The organism is Nocardia sp. NBC_01503 (genome assembly GCF_036327755.1).
Lineage (GTDB): Bacteria > Actinomycetota > Actinomycetes > Mycobacteriales > Mycobacteriaceae > Nocardia.
In genome coordinates, this window is sequence record NZ_CP109596.1 from 4,191,478 (window position 1) to 4,210,048 (window position 18,571).

18 protein-coding genes are annotated in these 18,571 nt (G+C 67.2%); 12 read left to right on the top strand and 6 right to left on the bottom strand.

Translation table 11 applies throughout. The features are described 5' to 3' along the window. Positions 1 to 22 precede the first annotated feature (22 nt). Positions 23 to 529 (top strand): flavodoxin domain-containing protein, encoded by a 507-nt coding sequence (locus OHB26_RS18830; protein ID WP_330178587.1) that lies wholly within the window; start codon positions 23 to 25, stop codon positions 527 to 529. Between the two features lie 22 nt (positions 530 to 551). On the opposite strand, the gene OHB26_RS18835 is transcribed toward OHB26_RS18830, so the two are convergent. Next, a complete protein-coding gene (locus OHB26_RS18835; protein WP_330178588.1) occupies positions 552 to 1,349 on the bottom strand; it encodes a sigma 54 modulation/S30EA ribosomal C-terminal domain-containing protein in 798 nt (265 codons plus the stop codon). Positions 1,350 to 1,670: 321 nt separating this feature from the next. On the opposite strand from OHB26_RS18835, the gene OHB26_RS18840 reads away from it, so the two are divergent. Continuing rightward, positions 1,671 to 3,011: a phosphoribosyltransferase family protein gene (locus OHB26_RS18840; protein ID WP_330185705.1), complete on the top strand. Its 1,341-nt coding sequence runs from the start codon at positions 1,671 to 1,673 to the stop codon at positions 3,009 to 3,011. A gap of 44 nt (positions 3,012 to 3,055) precedes the next feature. Here OHB26_RS18840 and OHB26_RS18845 read toward each other — a convergent pair whose 3' ends face one another. Further along, positions 3,056 to 3,703: a DUF2267 domain-containing protein gene (locus tag OHB26_RS18845; RefSeq protein WP_330178589.1), complete on the bottom strand. Its 648-nt coding sequence runs from the start codon at positions 3,701 to 3,703 to the stop codon at positions 3,056 to 3,058. Positions 3,704 to 4,189: 486 nt separating this feature from the next. On the opposite strand from OHB26_RS18845, the gene OHB26_RS18850 reads away from it, so the two are divergent. From OHB26_RS18850 to OHB26_RS18870, 5 genes are all read left to right on the top strand, one after another. Continuing rightward, entirely contained in the window at positions 4,190 to 6,376 is a 2,187-nt protein-coding gene (locus OHB26_RS18850; RefSeq protein WP_330178590.1) for a glycosyl hydrolase family 65 protein, read from the top strand. Further along, the gene (locus OHB26_RS18855) at positions 6,373 to 7,026 is read left to right on the top strand and encodes a universal stress protein (protein ID WP_330178591.1); all 654 of its coding nucleotides are present in this window, start codon (positions 6,373 to 6,375) and stop codon (positions 7,024 to 7,026) included. The genes OHB26_RS18850 and OHB26_RS18855 overlap by 4 nt, the downstream gene beginning before the upstream one ends. 66 nt (positions 7,027 to 7,092) lie before the next feature. Continuing rightward, positions 7,093 to 7,482, top strand: a complete 390-nt coding sequence (locus tag OHB26_RS18860) for an acyl carrier protein (RefSeq protein ID WP_330178592.1) — start codon at positions 7,093 to 7,095, stop codon at positions 7,480 to 7,482. A 141-nt stretch (positions 7,483 to 7,623) separates the two neighbouring features. Continuing rightward, positions 7,624 to 9,045, top strand: a complete 1,422-nt coding sequence (locus tag OHB26_RS18865) for a wax ester/triacylglycerol synthase family O-acyltransferase (protein ID WP_330178593.1) — start codon at positions 7,624 to 7,626, stop codon at positions 9,043 to 9,045. A 67-nt stretch (positions 9,046 to 9,112) separates the two neighbouring features. After that, positions 9,113 to 9,430, top strand: coding sequence for a hypothetical protein (locus OHB26_RS18870; protein WP_330178594.1), 318 nt, complete (start codon positions 9,113 to 9,115; stop codon positions 9,428 to 9,430). Between the two features lie 129 nt (positions 9,431 to 9,559). On the opposite strand, the gene OHB26_RS18875 is transcribed toward OHB26_RS18870, so the two are convergent. The 3 genes from OHB26_RS18875 to OHB26_RS18885 all read right to left on the bottom strand — a co-directional run bounded on the left by OHB26_RS18875 (position 9,560) and on the right by OHB26_RS18885 (position 12,426). Continuing rightward, entirely contained in the window at positions 9,560 to 9,991 is a 432-nt protein-coding gene (locus tag OHB26_RS18875) for a type II toxin-antitoxin system Rv0910 family toxin (RefSeq protein WP_330178595.1), read from the bottom strand. Between the two features lie 53 nt (positions 9,992 to 10,044). Beyond that, positions 10,045 to 10,275: a hypothetical protein gene (locus OHB26_RS18880; RefSeq protein WP_330178596.1), complete on the bottom strand. Its 231-nt coding sequence runs from the start codon at positions 10,273 to 10,275 to the stop codon at positions 10,045 to 10,047. A gap of 141 nt (positions 10,276 to 10,416) precedes the next feature. Further along, positions 10,417 to 12,426 (bottom strand): bifunctional serine/threonine-protein kinase/ABC transporter substrate-binding protein, encoded by a 2,010-nt coding sequence (locus OHB26_RS18885; RefSeq protein ID WP_330178597.1) that lies wholly within the window; start codon positions 12,424 to 12,426, stop codon positions 10,417 to 10,419. Between OHB26_RS18885 and OHB26_RS18890 the strand changes: the two genes are divergently transcribed. The 5 genes from OHB26_RS18890 to OHB26_RS18910 all read left to right on the top strand — a co-directional run bounded on the left by OHB26_RS18890 (position 12,341) and on the right by OHB26_RS18910 (position 17,510). Then, positions 12,341 to 12,532, top strand: a complete 192-nt coding sequence (locus tag OHB26_RS18890; protein ID WP_330185916.1) for a hypothetical protein — start codon at positions 12,341 to 12,343, stop codon at positions 12,530 to 12,532. The two genes, OHB26_RS18885 and OHB26_RS18890, sit on opposite strands and share 86 nt — an antisense overlap. Positions 12,533 to 12,588: 56 nt before the next feature. Continuing rightward, positions 12,589 to 13,896, top strand: a complete 1,308-nt coding sequence (locus tag OHB26_RS18895) for a transcriptional regulator (protein ID WP_330178598.1) — start codon at positions 12,589 to 12,591, stop codon at positions 13,894 to 13,896. A 91-nt stretch (positions 13,897 to 13,987) separates the two neighbouring features. Further along, positions 13,988 to 15,511, top strand: coding sequence for an aldehyde dehydrogenase (gene adh, locus OHB26_RS18900; protein ID WP_330178599.1), 1,524 nt, complete (start codon positions 13,988 to 13,990; stop codon positions 15,509 to 15,511). Next, a complete protein-coding gene (locus OHB26_RS18905; protein WP_330178600.1) occupies positions 15,511 to 16,038 on the top strand; it encodes a DUF779 domain-containing protein in 528 nt (175 codons plus the stop codon). Before adh ends, OHB26_RS18905 begins: the two co-directional genes overlap by 1 nt. Before the next feature lie 383 nt (positions 16,039 to 16,421). Continuing rightward, entirely contained in the window at positions 16,422 to 17,510 is a 1,089-nt protein-coding gene (locus OHB26_RS18910; RefSeq protein WP_330185706.1) for an AI-2E family transporter, read from the top strand. Here the strand turns inward: OHB26_RS18910 and OHB26_RS18915 are convergent. Beyond that, a complete protein-coding gene (locus OHB26_RS18915; RefSeq protein WP_330178601.1) occupies positions 17,439 to 18,476 on the bottom strand; it encodes a LacI family DNA-binding transcriptional regulator in 1,038 nt (345 codons plus the stop codon). The genes OHB26_RS18910 and OHB26_RS18915 overlap by 72 nt on opposite strands. Positions 18,477 to 18,571: the final 95 nt, after the last annotated feature.

Consider the following 18,571-nt stretch of genomic DNA (forward strand, 5'->3'; position numbering starts at 1 on the left):
CGGTCATTCGAGGAGGTTGGTCATGACCCAGGAACCCGTTTTGGTGACTTATGGCTCGAAACGCGGCGGGACCGCCGAAATCGCGCAATGGATAGGTGATTCATTGCGCGGGGAGCAGGTCGCGGCCGTGGTGAAACCGGCCCGTGAGGTGCGCTCGCTGAGTGGATACGGCGCGGTTGTCGTCGGCGGTGCGCTTTACTCCGGCCGCTGGCATCGCGACGCCCGTCGTTTCACTCGGCACTTCACCTCGCAACTGCAGGAGCGACCGGTCTGGTTGTTCGGTAGTGGCCCACTCGACGATTCGGCCGACGAACCGGGCGGCGAGAACATCCTCGGCGGCAACGCCGTTCGCAAGGCCGCCAACCGGGTCGACGCCCGCGGCTACACCATCTTCGGTGGCCGTCTCGCGCGGGACGCCCGTGGTTTCCCCGCTTCGGCGATGGCGAAGAAGCGGGCCGGGGACTATCGCGACCGCGGTCGTATTCACGCCTGGGCGAAAAGCATTGCCGGAGAGATCAGCCGCGTCTGAACGGGGGATCCTCGGTGAACCATCACATGGCGGGTGTGAGGAGTCCGTAGTGGCCGTCGTAGCGGTGGTAGAGGACACATCCTCTTCCGCGATCCTGATCGCGGAAGAATACGAACGGTAATCCGGTCAGTTCCAGCCGCGCGATCGCGCCGTCGACGTTCGTCACCGGCGCGACTGCCGGGCTGATCGTGATCGGTACGCTGCCGCGGATGACGGCGTCGGGCCTGGGATCGACCTGGGCGAGGCGATACTCGCCGTCCCGGCGGTAGAGCACGCTGTCGCCGCGGCTGCCGGATTCGGTGAACAGGTGGAAGTCGTAGTCCATCAGCTCCATATCGAACGCGGCTTCCTCGCAGGTCTCATCGCGCAGCGCATACGTCTTGTGCCGCAACACCTCACGCTGCTCAGCGGCGCGTGGGAAGTACGGTAGTGGCGTCCGCGGCGGCGCGTCGTGGCGCCATTCGTGCGGGGATGGCGCGGAGTGGCGACCGCGAATGGCCTCCCAATGCCGGGTCAGCCGCTCGAAGCGCTCCTCCAGCCGGGCCTCGAGCAGGTCGATCGCCTCGCGGGTGGTCGCGGCGGCGATCTGTACGCGGACTCCGCGGCCTTCCATGTTCACATTCGCCTGGGCGGTGATCGGGTTCGCGGCGGCGGGATCGCGGTGCCCGGTCAGTCGCACTCGCGCCGACAGCACCGGCTCCGGGGCGAAATCCAGTGCGTGGCCGATCTTCTCGCGTGCGTAGTCGGCTCCGCCGGCGGAGACATGGCGGCCGATGGAAATCCGCAGAACAGGATCCGGTTCCGTGGTGTGTGTTCGCATGACTGGACTGTGCCACCGTGGGAGGCCGGTGATGAGAGCCGAAAGTCACCGCGCGGCGGTGTTTTTCGACCGCGATCAGCATGGTCATCCACACTCGGGCAGCCTGACAGGGCCGAACATAGGCCATGACTTTGGACCCTCCCGGTGGAACCCGGTCGCCGTCGATGATTAGAGGTGGTCCCGTGTTCGATTGAACAGGGTCCGACGAGTATGACCGCAGATGCCTCGGCTGAGGGCAAACTGCTGACCGCGACCGACGACAGCGGCGGGATCTCGCGCAATCGCGATGTTATCGAACAGCTTGTCTGCCAGGAGGTTTCAATGTTCTTCGAGGATCGCGTCGATGCCGGCCGTCGGCTCGCGGAACGGCTGCGGTTGCTGCGCGGCGCCGATATCGTCGTGCTCGGTCTGCCGCGCGGCGGGGTGCCGGTCGCATTCGAGGTCGCCCGGCGGCTGCAAGCGCCGCTGGATGTCATCGTGGTGCGCAAACTGGGTGTGCCCCATCAACCCGAGCTCGCCTTCGGCGCCATCGGCGAGGACGGGGTGCGGGTCATCAATGACATTGTGGTGGAACGGGCGGAACTCGGCGCCGAGGAGATGGCGCGAGTGGAGCAACACGAACGCGCTGAGCTGGATCGCCGTGCCGCCCGATTCCGGGCCGGTCGCCCGCGCACCCCGCTGACCGGCCGGACCGCGGTAATCGTCGACGACGGCGTCGCGACGGGTGCCACCGCGCGTGCCGCCTGCCGGGTCGCTCGCGCGCACGGCGCCGCGCGGGTGGTGCTGGCCATACCGGTCGCGGCTCGCGACGCACTGCACATGTTGCTGAAGGAGGCCGACGAGGTGATCTGTCTCGGGCAGCCGATGTACTTCTACGCGGTCGGGCAGTGGTATCACAACTTCGGCCAGACCTCCGATGAGGAGGTTGTCGAGCTGCTACACGCCGCCCAGACCGGGGCGCGGCAGCCGAAACCGGTCACCGCCGAAGATCCGCCGCCACGCGACGAAGACGTACGCGTGCGGGCCGGGAACGTCGGACTCGCAGGACATCTCACCATCCCGGAGCGCCCCATCGGTGTGGTCGTGTTCGTTCATGGCAGCGGAAGCAGTCGCCACAGCCCTCGCAATCGGTACGTCGCGGAGGTGCTACAGCGGGCCGGGCTGGGCACCCTGCTGTTCGATCTGCTCACCACCGCCGAGGAACTCGACCGCGCGAACGTATTCGACATAGACCTGCTCGCGCACCGACTCGTCGATGTCACCCTCTGGCTGAGCCGGCAGGAACACGTCGCGGGCCTGCCCATCGGATACTTCGGCGCGAGCACCGGAGCCGCCGCGGCCTTGAGCGCCGCCGCGGATCCGCGGGTGCGGGTCGGCGCGGTGGTCTCCCGTGGCGGGCGACCCGATCTTGCGGGGAGCGCACTGACCGCGGTGCGGGCTCCGACGCTGTTGATCGTCGGCGGGCACGATTACCGCGTCATCGACTTGAATCGCCAAGCGGCGAAAGCCCTATCATGCGAAACCGTGCTGGTGGAGGTGCCCGGCGCAACCCATCTGTTCGAGGAACCCGGCACCCTGCGGCAGGCGGCCGAACTCGCGCGGGATTGGTTCACCACCCACCTCCCCACCGCTTCGGCAGCCGAATCCGCCGGGTCGGCGTGAGCAGGTGGGCGAGGCGACACCGGTAACCGATTGTGCGGGACCGATCAGTGATCGCCGGGTGCGGTGGTCAGGTGCTCTTTCATCAGGATGCGGTGGGCCTGTTGGGCGGCGACCGCTCGGCGTTCGTCGTCGCCGGTCGTCTGCAGTTCCTCGAGACCGCGGGCGAGCACCGCCACCGCGTCACCGAGCAGCTGTAACCGGCGCTCGACCGCGGCCACCCCGTGGGTGTCGTTGTGAACGGCCGGTTTCCCGGCTTCCGGGCTCGGCTCGGGGAAGCCGCGCAACAGTTCTCGCAATCGCACCGGCAGTACCGCGAGCACACCGTCGAGCTGGCCGGGCGAGCAGCGATCCATGAATACGTCGGTGACCGCGCCAGCCGCGCGCGCCACGTCGTCACGGCTGATCATGGCCTCATGCGCGAACTGGGTGAGGAATTCCTCGGTGCCGTGTGCGACCGGTACATGACTGGGCACCCAGCCCTCGTAGTAGATGCCGCGCAGGATCTCCGGTAGCTGCGCGGTCAGGTGGGCGGACGCGGGGACGCTGATGCGGTCGCGCACCGTATGCAGCCAGGCCCGCACCACGTGGTAACTGATGGCCCGGTCCTCGGTGCCGATCCGGTCCGCGACCGCATTGAGCCATTCGTGGGCGGTGTGAACCGCGGCTGACAGGGGATCCTTGTGCGATGACATGAATTCAGCGTCCAACCTCGGCCGATACCCGGCAAGGGTCCGATGTCACTTCGCTGTCATCGCCGATCACACTGTGCATGAATATGTTTCGGATGCGTGGGACCGAGGTTCGTCGCGGATGCGCTGCTGGCATCCGATCTGCGCGAAAGCCGATAGCCGAAGTATCGGTCGCCGTTATCCTGATACCAACGTCTTCCGATCAGAGGGCTTGTGGCACTGGGGCCGAGGGGCCCACCGGCCGCCGGATGGGCGGTGCGGGCACCGCACGAGGCGGTGCTCGCGGAGAGTCTCGCCGGATGGAGCGAGCGTTACCCACAGGTGCGGGTTGATCGCAGTGTCGTCTACGGCCCCACGGTTCCGAGGTGCCGCCGCGGTAGGGGCGGTTGGCCTTCGTATCCGCTGACTTCCGGCCCTGCCGGATCGTGCCGTGCGGGCGCATGGTCGATGACGACGACGAATCCGCTGCAAGAGAATGGATTCGATGAGATGAGCGATGATCCCATTCGAGCTGTCGCGGATTCCGCGCGCGATCATGATGTGGTCCCGTGGCCTGCTGTCGTCGACGGAATCGGCTCCCTGTCCGCGCTGGCGGGCACGCAAGGGCGCGATTCGGGTTGGATTGTCCGGGAGAATCCGGCCCGGCCGGAGGTCTCCGACGTAGCGGTGTTCACCGTGGGTTCCGGCGGTGTCGCGAGCCGCGGAACGCCGGAGGAGGCCGGTACCGCTTCGACGGCAGGGGTATTGGTTGCCGGGGTGTACACGGCGGCAGGGCCGGATCAGCACTTGCTGGAGGGGCCGTGCTGGACCGCGGTGACGCTGGACCCGCCCGGGATGACCGCGGAGCGGTTTCTCGACCTCCGCGCGGGTGCGCTGTACCGGGTGGGACCGACGGGGGGCTTCCGCAGTGTTCGGTTCGCTTGCGCGGATCGCCCAGGTGTCATGGTCATGCGTGTCGCGGCAACGGGGACGGGAATCGATGGCGGGGAACCACTGCGGGTATCGGCCGCGGATGTGACCGCCACCGTCACCGAAATCCCGATGGACGCACTCGGTGCGCCGGGCACGCGGACACGCTGCGTTCGAATCGAATCCGCGACGGGCGGCGCCATCGTGGCGGCGGCGGCTCAGCATCGCGTGGACACCGAGGACGGATGCCGCCTGGAGCGGGTCGCGGCGATAGGCGCCGATACCGCCGAGCGCACGGGTAGCGGGCGCGTGGTGCGGGAGTTGCGGCAGGCGTGGGAGCACGGGATCGACGGTCTGCTGGCCGCGCATGGCGCGGCTTGGTCACGCCGCTGGTCCAGCGTCGGGATCGACCTGCCGGATGATCCCGAGACCGAACTCGCGGTGCGGTTCGCGTTGTATCAGCTGTGGACCAACGCCGATGCGCACGGGGAGTCCGCGGTCGGTGCGCGCGGGATCTCCGGCACCGATTACCTGGGCCATATCTTCTGGGACGCCGATGCTTTCGTCCTGCCCGCGATGGTGAGCATCGACCCCGAGGCGGCCGAAGCGATAGTGGCCTATCGGTTGCGGCGGCTCGGCGCGGCGCGGGAACGGGCTCGCGCGGCGGGCTATCGGGGTGCCCGGTTCCCCTGGGAGTCGGCCGCCGACGGCACCGATGTGACGCCACGCAGCGGATTCCTCGGTGGCACAACGGTTCCCATCCGCACCGGAATCCTCGAGGAGCACATCACCGCCGACATTGCCTGGGCCGCCGACCGATATGCCGAGTGGACCGGCCGTCGTGACTTCGTCCGCACCACGGCGCGCGAACTACTCACCGAGACCGCCCGCTATTGGGCCTCGCGATGTCGAGTGGATGCCCGGGGGCAGGCGCACCTGGAACAGGTCATCGGCCCTGACGAATACCACGAATCAGTGGACGACAACGCTTTCACGAACGTGATGGCCCGCTGGAATCTACGTCGCGCTGCCCGGCTCGAACCCGAAGACCATACGGAGGCAACCGAGTTCGCCGCCTGGCGCGCGCTGGCCGACCGGATCGTGGACCAGCTGCGACCGGACGGGCGGTACGAACAGTTCCGTGGGTATTTCGGACTCGAACCGCTGCTGGCCGCGGCGGTGGCCCGACCTCCGGTCGCCGCGGATGTGCTGCTCGGCCAGCACCGAGTCACCGGATCGCAACTGATCAAACAACCCGACGTGCTGATGCTGCACCACCTGGTGCCCGAGGAAGTCGCTCCCGCGTCACTGACGCCGAATCTCGATTTCTACGGGCCGCGCACCACGCACGGTTCATCATTGTCGCTCCCGGTGATGGCAACGCTGCTGGCTCGGGCCGGTCGCCCGGACTCGGCACTGGAAATGCTCGGTCCCGCACTGCGACTGGATCTCGACGACCGCAACGGTACGACCGCCGGCGGACTGCATATGGCCACCTTCGGGGGCGTATGGCAGGCGATGCTCACCGGCTTCGCCGGTGTGCGGGTCCGCGACGGGGTGATGCGCGTGCGGCCGATGCTGCCCCATCGATGGTCGCGGCTGGGGATCGCGTTCCGGGTGCTGGGGCGTCATATCCGTTTGGATATCACGCCGGGCGGGACCACCGTGCGCACCGACGGACCGGTCGTCGTCGCGGTCGGCGGTCATCCGGTCCGCGTGGTAACCGGCGAATCCTGGTGGCCCGCAACGACGAAAGGAACAATGTGAATAGCATCCTGGTTCGCTCGGCGGAATCGGCCTTCGCGGTCGCCGCGACGCTCGCGAAGGTCGTGGGTGCTCATGTGAGCGGCGTTCCATCCGATGTGCCGGACGAGGAATTCGTGCGAGCGCTCGATGATCCGGAAGTGGTGATGGGCGTCGTCGCCCACAACGACGGAGTGTGGAAGATCGTGCGGCGCTCCGCGGTTCCGATCGTGCTGGTCCCGCCCACCATGGTTGCGGCGCAGTACGGTATCGAGCGTGTTCTGGTGCCGCTGGACGGTACCGAGGAAGCCTCCTACGCGGTGGCGGAGAGCGTGCGGCTGTTCTGCGCGGCGGGCATCGAGATCATGGTGCTGCACGTCTTCGACAGCACGACCGTGCCCGCCCACTGGGATCAGGCGGCGCATGCCCGAGCCGCCTGGGAGACCGAATTCCTCGCGCGGTTCTGCGCACCCTACTTCCCCGGCCTGTGCCAGACGCTGACCCTGCGCAGCGGCGCAGTCGGCGACAACATCGTCGACGTCGCGGCTGAACAAGCCGACCTGATCGTGCTCGGCTGGTCGCAGCGACTGGAACCGGGCCGCGCGCAGATCGTGCGCAATGCGGTTGCGACCGCAACGGTTCCGGTCATGCTGGTCCCTGTCACCTCCGGGTGAACGGATCGAGCGTGACCGGTTGCCGCCCACCCGCGAACCGGACTGACCGCTTCGAAAGGCTTCGACATGGCTGATTCGCTCTCCGATCGTGGCTTCCCCGGGTCGGCAGCTGCTTCCCGGCCGGTGGATAGTGCGGTGTGGGCCGCCGTCGTTCTCACGATCGTCCGCGGACTCGTCGCCGAGGTCCATCCGCATGCGTCGCGAGCCACCGTCACACTCGACAGCCGGTTCGACGATCTGGGCATAGGCAGTGTGGAACTGGCCGAGCTGCTGGTACGAGTTCGGGACGCGTCCGGGGTCGAGCTTGCTTCGCATCTGTTGACCAGCGCCGAGAACCCGCGAGATCTGGTGCGCGCCATCGATATCGGTCATGTGCCGGTGGGTGAGAAGGGCCCGGTGGTCTCCCCGTCGATCGGTCCGGCGGGTGGTGCGGCCGCAGTGGGGCCTCGACGGTGATCGAACCGTCGGTGCGAATGTCACTGTCTCCGAGTGCTTTCGCATCTCCCGGCAGCGTCGCGCAGCGAGGATCGTACGGGTGGTAGTGCAGCTCGAGAGCCACGGTGACGGCCGCGGCGGCTATTCGGACAGGCGTTCATAATGAGTGAATTAAGCCCGCTGGACACGGGATTCCTGGCGATGGAAGACACGGATAGCCATGTCAGCCTCGGCCTCGGCACGGTAGCGATCATCTCGGGAGCACCGCCGACGCGCGCGGAATTCCGCACCTACGTGGATCGGGGACTGGAACGCCACAGTCGCCTGCGGCAACGGGTGCGTCGCGCACCACTGGATCTGAGAGCGCCGGTGTGGGAGGAAGATCCGAATTTCGATCTGGGACATCATATCCGGTGGACCGCGTTGCCGGAACCGGGTGATGAGGCGGCGCTGCGGGAACTGGTCGCGACGGAGTTGACCGAACGGTTGGACCGGGATCATCCGCTGTGGGAGGTCGTCGTGGTCGAACATCTGGCGCACGACCGTTGGGCGATGATCGTCAAAGCGCACCACACCATGGCCGACGGGATCTCCGAGGTCACGTTGTTGGAGAGCTTCTGTGATCCGGTGGAGGGCGGACCGATCGGTTCGCCGGCGCTGGTCGGAAAGCCCGCGCGCACAGCCGTTCCCAGCTTCGCGAGCCTCGCGCAGTGGGTCTCGGGGATGATCCGGCTGCCTTATACGCTGCCACGCTCCGCTGTCGGCGCGGTGCGGGTCGTGGCTCCGGTGCTGTATGCGGCTCTCGCGCCCGCCGAAGCGTCTTCGCTGAACGGTCCTATCGGGCGGCAGCGTCGCTACGCCCTGGCGCGGGTCGCGCTGCCGGAGGTGCGCGAAATCGCCACCGGCTTCGAGGTGACCGTAAACGATGTCGCGGTGGCTGCGGTCGCCGCCGCGTATCGCCGGTTGCTGTGGGGCCGGGGTGAACCGCCCACGCCGGGGAAGGTCCGCGTCGTGGTTCCGGTATCCCGGCGTACGGTGGATGCGAAAGACATTCTGGACAATCGTGTTTCGGCGATGATCGCGTATCTGCCGATCGAGCTCGAGCATCCCGTCGAGCGCCTGCTCGCCGTGCACGAGCGGATCCAGTCGCACAGGTCCCGCGGGGAGGCCGAGGCCGAGCGCTCGGTGTTCTCGCTGGCCGAATGGTTGCCGTTCGCGTTCGTGGCGTCGGTTTTTCGCATGGGGTCGTACTATCCCCAGCAGGGTGTCGCGGCGCTGGCGACGAACCTCCCGGGCCCGCGTCATCGATTGGCGATGGGCGGCCACGAGGTGCTCGAGCTCTGGCCGTGCATCCCGATCGCGCTGCGGGTGCGGACCACCATCGCGATCCTCAGCTACGCCGATCAGCTGACCTTCGGTATCACCGGCGACTATGACACCACATCCGATATAGACCAGATCGCAGCGGGCATCGCGTCCGAGATACCCGTGCTGTTGGCGCACGCGCGTGATCGCCGAGCACAGTACCGGCCGAATTCGGTTCCGCGCCAAGCCTTGCCGGACTCGAACCCGAGCACCGATTGAACGGATGTCGGTGGCGCGGACTCGGCACGTCGTGACTTGGCCACCCCGGAGAGATGGAGTGAGGTCGATGTTCATCGGCATAGCGCTGACCGCCCTGAGCGCGGTCGTGGTGGCGCTCGGGTGGTGGATGTTCATAGCGTCCCCGCGTAAGCGGGCCGGTCCCGATGTGCTCTCCGGTGATCCGCCCATGCCGGAGGAGAGTATGCGGGTGCCGCCGGACCTGACCGCGGAGTGGGCCAATCGCGCACAGATATGGTCAGCGCTGTTGGCGGAGAACGCATTGCTGGCCGACCGGCTGGCAGGCCGACTCGACCGGCAGGCATACCGGGGCCGGATGGTCGAGTTGGCCTGGCGGTGTGAACCGGCCCGGGGCGACCGAAAGTAGACAGTCGGATTGTCCGGCGTCGATCCCGGGGACGCCGCTTACCCGCACATGTCCAGGTTCTTGGGCTCGGTGGTGATGGTGCCACCGTCCACCGCGGTGGACGCCGTCGCCCTGCGCTGCTGCCGGGGGTCAGCCGTAGAGCTGAACGAAGCGGTCCAGGGAGCGTTCGACGTCACCGCGGAGGGCGCGGGCGACCGCCGAGCCGATGGGTCCGAACAGGGGTGCGCCGCCGAGTTCGAAATCGGCGGTCACCTTCGAGCCGATACCGATGGGCGCTACCCGGAGTTCGATCCCGAATTTGGTGCCGCCGATTCCGGAGCCGTGCAGGACCAGGCGGTTCGGGGGTTCGGCGGTTTTGACCGTCCAGGTGACGCGATTGCGGAAGCCCTTGACGGTGGCCACGCCGATGAGGCGGGTGCCGACGGTGAGGTCGGCGGGGACCGGTCCGCGCCAGCCCTCGTGCAGGGTCAGCCATTTATCGAGTTCGGGCAGATCCGAGGCGCGCGACCAGGCTTGGTCGGGCGGGATCGGGACGTCTACGGATACCTTGAGCTTGGCCACGCCGCGATGGTATCCGTTACATGGCGTAGCGCTAAACGGGGCATCCCGGCGAACTATTCGAGACGCTTGGGTTCGATTGCCGCCGGCACCCCGCGCTGCTGCGCGAAGTCCGGACTCTCCTCCCAGCAATCCATGAGCAGTCGTGGTGTCGTGTGATGGGTGACGTGGTCGCGGTGGACCGTGGACCCGAAGATGGTGAGGCTGATGATCGCTGTGGCGGCGCACGCGCCACCGGCAATCAGCGCCCAGCCGGCATATCCGCTGGCCGCGGCGGCCAAAGCCATCGCGCAGGTCCCGAACGAGACGAGTATCGACGTATATCCGAACCAGGCGGCAAAGCTATTCCGTCTGACCCAGCCTGGGTTGTGGGGCATCCACCCAGCATACGTCTTTGTGCACTGCGTCACACCCGGCCGGGAAAACGGTCAGCTGACCCGGTAGAGCCAGATACTCGGGGCGGCGAGCTCGCTGGTGGAGGTCCAGGCGTAGGAGTGGGCCAGACCGTCACCGTGATAGTTGTGCAGGTAGGCGCGCAGCTCCGCGCGGGTGGCGTGGCCCGAGACAATGCCGCGCAGGACGATCGCGGTCAGATCGTAGGCTTCGGCGGCGTGCGCGGTCGGTGCCGTGCCGGTGGCGGCGCGGTAGTCGGTGAGGAAGCGGACGGAGGCCGGGCCGCAGGGGCAAGCGACCAGGGTGCCCGCCGCGGCGGCACCGGCCGCATTGCGGAACGAAGGATCGTAACTGCCGTCGCCGAGCACGAAAGGCGCTGTCACACCGGCGCTGCGGAGCGTGGTCAGCAGGGTCGCGGCGGTCGCCGCATAACCGGAGTAATAGACGGCGTCCGGATGTGCGGCGGCGATGGTCCGCACCGCCTGGGCCGGATCGCCGTCCGGCTCCACGGTGACTTCGCATGCCGGGGTGCGCAAGGCATCGGTGACCGCGTCTGCCAGCGTGCCGCCGTAACCGCCGTTGTTGTCGCGCACCACGCAGACGCGCGAATGGCCCGCGGTGCCGGTGAGATACCGGCCGAGAGCCGGCCCCTGAACATTGTCATTGGCCAGCCCGCGAAAGAAGCCGGACCAACCCGTCTGCGCCAGTACGGGATTCGTCGCACCGGGGGTGAGGAAGGGCAGTCCGGCATCGTCGAGGGTTCGGCCCGCCGCGATCACCTCCCCGGAGAACGTCGGCCCGATGACCGCGACGATGGAATCATCGGCCGCGATCTTCTCGGCGGCCTGCGCCGCGGTCGCCTGATCGCCCGCGGTATCGAACTCGCGCACCGTGACCGGGCAGGCATTGTTGCCGCCCTCGAGGAATTGGGAGACCGCCAGTCGAACTTCGCCGATCACGGTGTGGCCCAGTGCGACGTTCTGCCCCGAGAGCGGCAGTATCGCCGCGATCGACACCGGTTTGCAGTACAGCCGACCGTCATTCGCGGGATCCAGTACCGAAGCGGGGGAGACGATCTGCTTCCCATCCTGATCGATGCGGGTCAGCGGCACGAATCCGGGATAGACGGCGGCGGCACTGCCCGCGTTCGCGGGGGACAGCTGTGTGCCCGATGCGCCGGAATCGTTTGTCGCCCAGATGATTCCGGCGGCAGCCGCGACCGTCACGACCAGCGTCGCGGCCCCGGCGGTGATCCAGCGCCCGCGCTTGGACGGCGTCCGCGACATCGAATCATTCGAGGGCACTGGCATATCCGGCGGTGTGGGATCGGCGAGCGCGGGTAGCACCGCCGTGGCGGGCGAACCGTTCGACATTCCCGCGGCCGCCGCCGACGCCTCCATCAATTGGGTCGATGCCGCCGGATCGCTCGGCGGGCGGTTCGGCGTATGCCACTGCGGGTCGGTCGACGAGACCGCGGCGACGGACAGCCGGACGGTGTCGTCGACGGCCGATAATGCCTGTGCCGCAGCATCGGAGAAGGCGCGGCAGGAGTCGTAGCGTTGTTCGGGTCGTTTGGCCAGAGCGCGCGCGAACACCTCATCCAGTCCGGTGGGCAGGTCCGGTCGGCGGTCGGTCACCCGGGGCACCGGATGTTGCAGATGGCCCGCGATCACGCCCGCGGCGGTGTGCGACTGATACGGCGTCGACCCGGTGAGCAGCCGAAAGAAGGTGCACGCCAGTGAATACTGGTCCGAACGCTGGTCGAGCGGATCGCCGGACAGCTGTTCGGGCGAGGCGTAGGCCAAGGTCGCGGCGAGCGTCCCGGTGCGTGTCAACTGCGCCGAATCATCGCGCAGCCGCCCGATACCGAAGTCCGTCAACAGGATTCGCCGCTCATGCCCGGCGGTGGTGCCCGCTCGGCACCTCGACCGCGCCGGTGCAGGCCGGAGTGGGGGGCGGGTGAGCAGGATATTGGCGGGCTTCACCCTTGAGCTTTGCCCGGCCCGGCCCTGGCTCCTCGGCAATGCCGAACTCGCCGCCTTCATGGCCCAGCATCTGAACAATCAGCAGATCTACGAGGTGAAGGTGCAGGCGGCCCAGGACCGACTGGTGCTCGATCCGCTCGGCGGTGTGCTGAACCGAACCGACTGACCTTCTCGCGGGGTGACCGGCGTTACAGTGGGGTGGGGGAACGTGAAGGACACCGATTGAGCACTGTCGCACAGGGCAGCCCATGGGTTGCGGTTCGGCCGGATGACGATGTCACGCGGCTGGCGGAGCGGGTTTCGCTGGCGCACAGATCGTTTCTCGAGGGTGTGGATCGGCTGCCCGTGATCCGGCCGGATGGTCGATCGGTGCGCTCGGTGGTGCTGGATTCGTGGCGGCGCAGCCGCAGCATCGGGGTCGATCCGGACGGCTTCGGCGGGGCCGTCGACCTCGAGGGCCTGGAACTACAGCGGTATCGGGCCGCGCATCCGACCGCCTCGATTCGGCCGGTGGTGCGCAAACTGCTGGTGGAGGATGCGGCCGATGCCGGACTACTGGTGGCCATCAGTGATGCGCGCGGGCGACTGCTGTGGGTGGAGGGCGATCCCAAGGTCAAGGATCGCGCGGTGGGGATGAATTTCGTGGAGGGGTCGGATTGGAGTGAGGAGCGGGTGGGGACCAATGCGCCCGGAACGGCGCTGGCGCTGGATCACTCCGTACAGATATTCGGGGCCGAGCATTTCAGCCGGGCCGTGCACGAGTTCAGCTGTACCGCCGCACCGGTGCATGATCCATTGAGCGGCAGGACGATCGGTGCCATCGATATCACCGGTGGACCGCGTGTCGCGGGGCCGGAGGTGCTGTCGCTGATCCGGGCGACGGTGCTGGCGGTGGAGTCGGAGCTACGACTGGGCCTGCTCGGTGCGCCTGCTCGGAACGATTCGCCGACAGCGCATTTGCAGGTGCTGGGCCCGGGGCGACCGGTGCTGATCCGCGACGGTGAGCGAATTCGGCTGTCGCAGCGGCACGCCGAGATTCTGCTGCTGCTGGCCGATCATCCGGAGGGCTTGAGCGCGGACCATCTGGCCATGCTGCTCGATGAATCCGAACTCGATCCGGTGACCGTCCGGGCGGAGTTGTCCCGTGTGCGAAAGCTGGTGGGTGCGAACGGTTTCGGCTCCCGGCCGTACCGGCTGCTGATGGCGGTGGAGACCGATGTCACCCGGGTGCGGCGCGCGCTCGCCCGGGGTGATGCCGCCGCAGCGCTGTGCGAGTACCCCGGGCCTATCCTGCCGCGCTCGCTCGCGCCGGGCATTGCCGAACTGCGCGCCGAACTACACGGTCGATTGCGTGCGGCCCTGCTCGCGGCGGGTGACCGTCGACTGCTCGCGCGCTGGACCAGTTCGGTGGACGGCCGCGACGATATCGCCGCCTGGACCGCGTATCTCGGTTCCCTGGATCGCAATTCGTCAATGTATGCCCAGGTGGAGGCGCAACTATCGCTACTCGATCGCAAGCTGGGCATCTGACCAACTTCTTGCAACGGCGCTGCAACAGTCGAGACCATAGTGTCCTGGATCACACCTGACCGAAACTTGTCAGCAGATCGAGGAGTATTCGATGACTGTCTTCGCCCGCCCCGGCACCCCCGATGCGGCCATGTCCTTCCAGTCCCGCTACGACAACTGGATCGGCGGCGAATGGGTCGCACCCGTCAAGGGGCAGTACTTCGAGAACCCGACTCCCGTTACGGGACAGACCTTCTGCGAGATCGCCCGCGGCACTGCCGAGGATATCGAGCTCGCCCTCGACGCCGCGCACGCCGCCGCACCCGCCTGGGGCAAGACCTCGGTCGCCGAACGCTCGGTGATTCTCAATAAGATCGCCGACCGGATCGAGGAGAACCTCCCCGCCATCGCCCTCGCCGAGACCTGGGACAACGGCAAGCCGATCCGCGAGACCATGGCCGCGGATATCCCGCTGGCCATCGATCACCTGCGCTACTTCGCGGGAGCGATTCGCGCACAGGAGGGTTCGCTGTCGGAGATCGACAGTAATACCGTCGCCTACCACTTCCACGAACCGCTCGGCGTTGTCGGACAGATCATCCCGTGGAACTTCCCGATCCTGATGGCCATCTGGAAGCTCGCGCCCGCGCTCGCCGCCGGAAACGCGGTGGTGCTCAAGCCCGCCGAGCAGACCCCGGCCTCCATCCTGTACCTGATGAGCCTGATCAGCGATCTGCTGCCCGCCGGTGTGGTCAATATCGTCAACGGCTTCGGAGTCGAGGCGGGTAAACCGCTCGCCTCCAGCCCGCGCATCAAGAAGATCGCCTTCACCGGTGAGACCACCACCGGGCGGCTGATCATGCAGTACGCCTCGCAGAATCTGATCCCGGTCACGCTCGAACTGGGTGGTAAGAGCCCGAACATCTTCTTCTCGGATGTGCTGGCGGCCAATGACGATTTCCAGGACAGCGCCCTGGAAGGCTTCACCATGTTCGCGCTCAATCAGGGCGAGGTCTGCACCTGCCCGTCGCGGGCGATCATCCAGGCCGATATCTACGACGAGTTCCTCAGCGCCGCGGTGGTGCGCACCAAGGCGGTGCGGCAGGGTGATCCGCTGGACTCCGAGACCATGATCGGCGCGCAGGCCAGCAATGATCAGCTGGAGAAGATCCTGTCGTACATCGAGATCGGCAAGGGCGAGGGCGCGACCCTGCTCACCGGCGGCGAACGCGCCGACCTGGGTGGCGATCTGGCCGGTGGCTACTACGTGCAGCCGACGATCTTCACGGGCAGCAACTCCATGCGGATCTTCCAGGAGGAGATCTTCGGCCCGGTCGTCTCGGTGACCTCGTTCGCGGATTACGGCGATGCCATCAAGATCGCCAATGACACGCTGTACGGGCTCGGCGCGGGCGTCTGGTCGCGCGATGGGTCGGTGGCGTACAAGGCCGGACGCGATATCCAGGCCGGGCGGGTGTGGACCAACACCTACCATCAGTACCCCGCTCACGCGGCCTTCGGCGGCTACAAGCAGTCCGGGATCGGCCGCGAGAACCATCGCATGATGCTGGACCACTACCAGCAGACCAAGAACCTGCTGGTCAGCTATGCGGGTAAGGCCCAGGGCTTCTTCTGATGCCCGCCCCCGGTCCCCGGCGGGTACGTGCGACCGCGGCGGCGATGGATCTGCTCCGTCGCCTCCGCGTCACGCACGGCCCACTCATGCTGCACCAGTCCGGTGGGTGCTGTGACGGCTCGGCTCCGATGTGTTATCCCGCAGGCGAATTCGTCATCGGCGACCGAGACGTCCTGCTCGGCCTCCTCGACCTGCGCCTGTCGACCGGCGAGCAGGCCATCACCGAGCCGCCATCGGAAGATGTTGCGGCGGTGTGGATCTCCGGCCCGCAGTTCTCCGCCTGGCAGCACACCCAACTGGTACTCGACGTAGTGCCCGGCCGCGGTTCGGGTTTCAGTCTCGAGGCCCCGGAAGGCTACCGATTCCTCAGCCGCGGAAGAGTTTTCGAACCGGCGGAACTAGATGCCCTGAACACCGCCGAACTCATCACCGGCGAGACCTTCGAACGCGGAGCCCGTCCGGTCCCGTCCCCGGAACCACAGGTCGTCGCCGAAGCCGTCGACGCCTGCCCTGTCCCTGGGCGATAGCCCTCGCACCCCGAATGCGAGTGAAGCTTTCGATCCCTGGGCGCGAGGAAGTCCCCCGTTATCCCGGCGCGTCTTCGGCCGGGATCCACTGAACTCAGCTGGACGACAGCCGGGTGGATCCCGGCCGAAAGCATGCCGGGATGACGAGCGAGATCATGCCGGGTTGGCGGACGGTGGCAGGCCACCCGTCGACATGCGGCGCTGCATCGCAGGTGCGGGGTTGTCCGGAATGTCGTGCCAGACTGGGCGGCGTGAGCGAGCCAGTGAGTGACAGCGGACGGGATGATGTCGCGCTTTCCGGTGCGGAGGACTCCGGGCGTTCCGATGCGAAGGAATCCACCGCGCAGTCCGAGCCGAAGGACGCGGGGCCTCCCGACCGGGGTGTGGTTATCGGGCGTGGGCTGATCTGGCTTGCGAAGTGGTCGCTGTGTTTGGTGGCCATCGCGGCGGGGGCCTGGGTACTCGATGTGGTGCTCGGGAAATTGTGGGTGGCGGTATTGCCGGTGTTGCTGGCGCTGGTGGTGTCGACGGTGCTGTGGCCGCCTACCCGATGGCTGACGGCGCGGGGGTTGCCGCCGGCCGTCGCGGCGTCGATCACCACGCTGGGTTTGCTCGCGTTGCTGGCGGGGGTGATCGCGGGGATTGTGCCGTCGGTGGTGAATCAGGCTCCGGAATTGTCGGATCGGGCCACCGAGGGCGTACATCGGGTACGGGATTGGTTGCACGGTCCGCCGCTGAATATCGGTGACGAGCAATTGAATTCGGCCGTGGACGCGATCGTCGGGAAGGTGCAGTCCAGCGCCGAGCGCATCGCATCCGGGGTCTTCGCCGGGGTGAGCTCGGCGACGTCGGCGATTGTCACGCTGTTCCTGGTGCTCATGCTGACGTTCTTCTTCGTCAAGGACGGCCCGAAATTGCTGCCCTGGCTGCACTCCAAGGTCGGCAGCCGCGGTGGGCGGCATGTCGAGGAGGTGCTGAACCGGATCTGGGTCACCCTCGGCGGATTCATTCGCACGCAGGCGCTGGTGAGTCTCATCGACGCGGTGCTGATCGGCGGCGGCCTGGTGATACTGCGGATTCCACTCGCGGCCGTGCTGACCGTACTGACCTTCCTGGGCGGTTTCATTCCGATTGTCGGCGCCTTCGTCGCCGGTGCGCTGGCCGTCCTGGTGGCGCTGGTGACCAAGGGTTTGACCAGCGCGCTCATCGTGCTGGCCATCATCGTGGTGGTGCAGCAGCTGGAAGGCAATGTGCTGCAACCGATTCTGCAGAGTCGCAGTATGCAGCTGCACGCCGTCGTGGTGCTGCTCGCCATCACTGTCGGCAGCTCCCTCTACGGCATTGTCGGCGCGTTCCTGTCGGTTCCCGTGGCGGCGGTGGGCGCGGTGGTGCTGCGTTATCTAAGCGAGCAGATCGACGCGAGCACCGCTCCGGCGGGAGGAGGATCGGATCTCGAGGTGGGCGTCGAATAGCTTGCCCGGCAAGCCCTTTCGTCCCTCGATTATATCGATCAGCAATTCGATGGAGGCTTCGGAGGTCTCCCTCGGGAGGTAGCTGAGGGTGGAGAGCGGGGGATCGGTGTAGGCGGCCGCGGGATCCTCGGTGGTGCAGACCAGGAGCAGATCCTCCGGCACGCTGCGGCCTGCCCGGCGCACCGCGTCCAGCAGCAGCATGGGGCTCACCTCCGCGAGGGTGAAGATCGCGTCCGGGCGGTAGGCGATGGCCTCGTCGACGGGGACGCGGGTGCGGTCGGGGCCGGGCGTGCTGACCTTGGTGACCAGCGCATCCAGATTGTGCTCGGCGCACCAATCCCGGTAGGCGCGTTCGGATTCGACGTTGTAGCTGGCGGTGGAATCCGCCGAGATGAGCACGATGCGTGCTGCGCCTTGGGATTTCAAATGGTCCAGCACGGTGCGGGTGGCCGCGCCGTAGTCGAAGTCGACCCAGCGGCCCAGTGGACTGGACTGGTCGGCCAGCGCACGGCGGTCACTGACCACCGGGACGCCCGCGGAGAGGAAATCGGCCACCATCGGATCGCCGTCGACGGGATCCACCACGCAGACGCCGTCAAGGGGCATATTCACCCAATAGTCTCCGGGCGAGGTGGTGGGCAGCAGCACCACGCCGTAGCCGTGTGTCAGGGCGGTGCGGGTACCGGCGGTGACCAGCTGCGAGAAGTACGCCATATCGGTGTAGACCCACGGCGTCTCGACGTATTCGCGTGCGGCCAGCCCGAGCAATCGGGTATGTCCAGCGCGCAGTAGCCGGGCGGTCGCGTTCGGGCGATAGCCCATCCGACGTGCGGTTTCGCGGACGTGGTCCCGGGTCGAATCGGGCAATCGCCCCGAACCATTGAGGGCGTCCGAGACGGTGGTCTTGGAAACCCCGGCGGCGCGGGCGACGTCCACCAGGCGGACGCGGGGATCGGGCCTGCTCATGCGCCGATCATGGCACGGCATATCTGTGTCGTGCTGTAAACCCTTTGTTTCCTTTGCAGAAACGTTTCTTCAAACCGCTTGTGCAGGAACGTTCC